Consider the following 3,703-nt stretch of genomic DNA (forward strand, 5'->3'; position numbering starts at 1 on the left):
AAGGCGGCATCGTCGGCGCTGCCGGCCTTGAACGGCTTTTGCACACCGTCGCCCTTTGCCGCGCCGGCACCGCCGGAATCGGCACCAAAGCCGCCAGCAATCACGCTGATGAAGCTGCGGTTCATCGCCTTGCACATGATGTACGACAGGATGGCGCCCGACGAGCCGACCAGCGCGCCGGTGATGATCATCGCGGTGTTCTGCAGGGTGAAGCCCATCGCCGCGGCGGCCCAGCCCGAATAGCTGTTCAGCATCGAAATGACGACCGGCATGTCGGCTCCGCCGATCGGGATGATCAGCGTCACGCCGATGATGAAGCTGAGGCCCAGGATGATCCACATCAGCGGGCCCTGGCCCATGCCGGCAGCCGCATCAAAGGCAAACACGCCGGTGAGCACGATGATCCCGGCCAGCACGCCAAGGTTGATGATGTGACGGCCGGGCAGCAGGATCGGCGAGCCCGACATGCGACCCGAAAGCTTGAGGAAGGCGATGATCGAGCCGGAGAAGGTGATCGCACCAATGGCAACGCCCAGGCCCATTTCCACGCGGCTCACGGCCAGGATGGCGCCGGTTGCATCGGTGATGCCGAACGCGCCCGGATTGAGATAGGCAGCACAACCGACCAGCACGGCGGCCATGCCGACGAGGCTGTGGAAGCCCGCGACCAGTTCCGGCATCGCCGTCATCTGGATGCGCTGGGCAATCACCCAGCCAATGCCGCCGCCGATGGCGATGGCGCCAATGATCAGCAGCAGGCCGGTCGGGTGCAGCGCGAGCGTGGTGCCCACGGCCAGCGCCATGCCGATCATGCCATTGCGGTTGCCCGCCTGGGATGATTCCGGCGACGACAGCCCGCGCAGGGCGAGAATGAAGAGCACACCGGCGGCGAGATAGGCCAATACGGCCCAGGCCGGGGTAGCGGCGACTGCGTGTTCCATGGTCGTTTGCCCCAATCTCTTCCTGCAACGCCTTACTTCGAAGCCGCCGGCTTCTTTTCTTTTTTCTTGTACATGGCGAGCATGCGGCGCGTGACGGCAAAGCCGCCGAAGATGTTGACACTGGCCAACACAACACCCAGCAGGCCCAGCCACTGCGACAGGCCACCACCATCAGTGATGGCGCCCGCTGCGGCCGCGATGAGCGCGCCGACGATGATCACCGATGAAATGGCGTTGGTCACGGCCATCAGTGGCGTGTGCAGCGCCGGGGTGACCGACCACACGACATAATAGCCGACGAACACCGCCAGCACAAAGATCGACAGGATCGACAGGAAATCCATGTGCGTGCCCCTTAACCCAACAGGCGATCGTGGACGATCTTGCCGCCCTCGGTCAGCTTGATGCCCTTCACGATGTCGTCATCGGCTGGCCACACGGCGGCTTTCGCTTCCTTGTCCCAGAAGGCGTTGATCATGTTGAACAGGTTGCGGCTGTACAGCGCCGATGCATCGGGCGCGAGCCGGCTGGCCGGGTTCTTGTGTCCGATGATCTTCACGCCGTGGCGCTCGACGATTTCGCCGGCCACGGCGCCTTCAACGTTGCCGCCGCTGTCCACCGCCAGATCGACGATGACGCTGCCCGGCCGCATGGAAGCGACCTGCGCATCGGTGACCAGGCGCGGCGCCGGCCGGCCCGGGATCAGCGCGGTGGTGATGACGATATCCTGCTTGGCGATGTGCGACGATACCAGCTCGGCCTGCGCCGCCTTGTATTCGTCGCTCATTTCGGTGGCATAGCCGCCAGCGCCTTCGCCGCTGATGCCCGCCACCTTCTCAACGAAGATCGCCTTGGCGCCCAGCGATTCAATCTGTTCCTTGGTGGCGGCGCGCACGTCGGTGGCGCTGACCAGCCCGCCCAGGCGACGGGCGGTGGCGATGGCCTGCAGGCCGGCAACGCCAACACCCATGATGAACACGCGCGCGGCGGAAATGGTGCCGGCCGCCGTCATCATCATCGGGAAGGCGCGGCCATAGGCTTCGCCGGCATCGATCACCGCCTTGTAACCGGCGAGGTTGGACTGGCTGGACAGCACGTCCATCGATTGTGCGCGCGTGGTGCGCGGCATCAATTCCATCGCATAAGCGATCAGGCCGGCCCCTGCATAAGCGTCGATCTTGGCGCGATCGCTGAAGGGCGACTGGATGGCGGCCAGAATCGTGCCGGCCTTGATACCGGGCAAATCGGCCAGCGCCGGACCCTGCACGCCCAGCACCAAATCGGCGCCGGCAATCACATCGGCGCGCGGCGCCACGGTGGCTCCTGCGGCGGCATAATCGGCATCGCTGATCTTGGCACCAAAGCCGGCGCCGGTTTCCACTGCCACGCTGGCCCCAAGAGCCATCAGTTTCTTCACCGTTTCCGGGGTGGCCGCAACGCGCGTTTCAACGCCGCCGGCTTCCTTCAGCACCGCGATCTTCATGGTTTCGCCCCCAAAGCTGCGCTGCAATCAGACCAGGAACACGTAAAGCGAAGCCACGACCACAATCACGAAGATCGTGCCCCACTTGGTAAAGCCGGTGAAACTTTCGTAGGTGGAACGGTGGCTGTCGTTCTGCTGTTCGTTGCTGGCCATGACCGGCGAAACCCTCGTTGAATTGCAGTGGCTGGTTGCAAAACCGCAACCTGTGCGGATTGCCTGTTAGCAGACACGGCGCGGCTGTGAAGGGGCAAATGCCCGCTCAGGCCCGTGCGGGATGGCAGGCCCGCCAAAGCGTGAGGGCTTGGACGGTTTCAGGCACATCATGAACGCGCATGATCTGCACCCCGGCATCGGCCCCGGCCAGCGCCAATGCCAGGCTGCCGGGCAGGCGCTGTTCCACGGGTACTTCGCCCGCCAGCTTGGAAATCAACGACTTGCGGCTGGCACCGAGCAGGATCGGCACGCCCAAGCCGTGCAGCAAGCTGAGGCCCTTGAGCAACGCCAGATTATGCTCCAGCCCCTTGCCGAAACCGATGCCGGGATCGGCAATGATCTTGTCCGGCGCGATCCCGCCGGCCACGGCTGCGGCAATCCGTCTCTCCAGCCAGTCGAACACATCGAGCAGGGCGTTGTCGTAATGCGGCGCGATCTGCATCGTTTCCGGCGTGCCCTGGTGGTGCATCAGGATCACCGGGCAACCGCGCGCGGCGACCAGCGCCATGGCCGCCGGATCATGGCCCAGCGCGCTGACATCATTGACGATCATGGCGCCCTGATCCAGCGCGACCGCCATCACCGGCGATTTGCGCGTGTCGATCGACACCGGCAGCCCGGCCAGCCCGGCCCACAGTGGTGCAAGCCGCGCCAGTTCATCCGCCACCGGCAGTTCGGGCGCACCCGGCCGGGTGGATTCTGCCCCCACGTCGATGATGGCCGCGCCGGCCGCATGCATGGCGCGGGCAGCAGCAATCGCGGCATCCGGCACATCATGGCGGCCGCCATCGGAAAAACTGTCAGGCGTGATGTTGAGGATACCCATCACCAACGGCATTTGGTATTCGAACCGAGCCAGAAATGGCCGCGGCCGTGTCAGCCGCTCCAGCCAATCCAACGGCACGTCCGCCGCGTCCACAAAGCCCTCGCTCCCCGACCGTGTCAGCTCTTCGGCGCGGGCAAAAGAAAAGGGGCCGCCGGCAAGCGGCAGCCCCTCCCCTTCACTCAGTATCGGGCGATAATAACGCCTCACCACAGCTTGATGCGCTCTTCCGGCGACAGGTGC

Annotated in this window: 5 protein-coding genes; all 5 read right to left on the minus strand. The window is 64.9% G+C overall.

Translation table 11 applies throughout. The features are described 5' to 3' along the window. The coding region (locus tag Q7O19_RS13300) for an NAD(P)(+) transhydrogenase (Re/Si-specific) subunit beta (RefSeq protein WP_303810968.1) at nucleotides 1–941 on the minus strand (941 nt) is incomplete at its 3' end. Nucleotides 942–973: 32 nt separating this feature from the next. Further along, nucleotides 974–1,285: an NAD(P) transhydrogenase subunit alpha gene (locus Q7O19_RS13305; protein ID WP_022678831.1), complete on the minus strand. Its 312-nt coding sequence runs from the start codon at nucleotides 1,283–1,285 to the stop codon at nucleotides 974–976. A gap of 11 nt (nucleotides 1,286–1,296) precedes the next feature. After that, nucleotides 1,297–2,424, minus strand: coding sequence for an NAD(P) transhydrogenase subunit alpha (locus Q7O19_RS13310; protein WP_303810969.1), 1,128 nt, complete (start codon nucleotides 2,422–2,424; stop codon nucleotides 1,297–1,299). A gap of 27 nt (nucleotides 2,425–2,451) precedes the next feature. Further along, nucleotides 2,452–2,577 carry an aa3-type cytochrome c oxidase subunit IV gene (locus Q7O19_RS13315; protein WP_022678829.1) on the minus strand — a complete coding sequence of 42 codons (126 nt, stop codon included), beginning with the start codon at nucleotides 2,575–2,577 and terminating at the stop codon, nucleotides 2,452–2,454. A 106-nt stretch (nucleotides 2,578–2,683) separates the two neighbouring features. After that, nucleotides 2,684–3,673, minus strand: coding sequence for a dihydropteroate synthase (gene folP, locus Q7O19_RS13320; protein ID WP_369692488.1), 990 nt, complete (start codon nucleotides 3,671–3,673; stop codon nucleotides 2,684–2,686). Between the last annotated feature and the right edge of the window lie 30 nt (nucleotides 3,674–3,703).

This window comes from Sandarakinorhabdus limnophila DSM 17366, assembly GCF_945882885.1.
Lineage (GTDB): Bacteria > Pseudomonadota > Alphaproteobacteria > Sphingomonadales > Sphingomonadaceae > Sandarakinorhabdus > Sandarakinorhabdus limnophila_A.

Bases quoted from the DNA above. Each gene is read 5' to 3' on its own strand.
- Q7O19_RS13310 (WP_303810969.1), bottom strand. From the start codon at position 2,424: ATGAAGATCGCGGTGCTGAAGGAAGCCGGCGGCGTTGAAACGCGCGTT.
- Q7O19_RS13305 (WP_022678831.1), bottom strand. From the start codon at position 1,285: ATGGATTTCCTGTCGATCCTGTCGATCTTTGTGCTGGCGGTGTTCGTC.
- Q7O19_RS13315 (WP_022678829.1), bottom strand. From the start codon at position 2,577: ATGGCCAGCAACGAACAGCAGAACGACAGCCACCGTTCCACCTACGAA.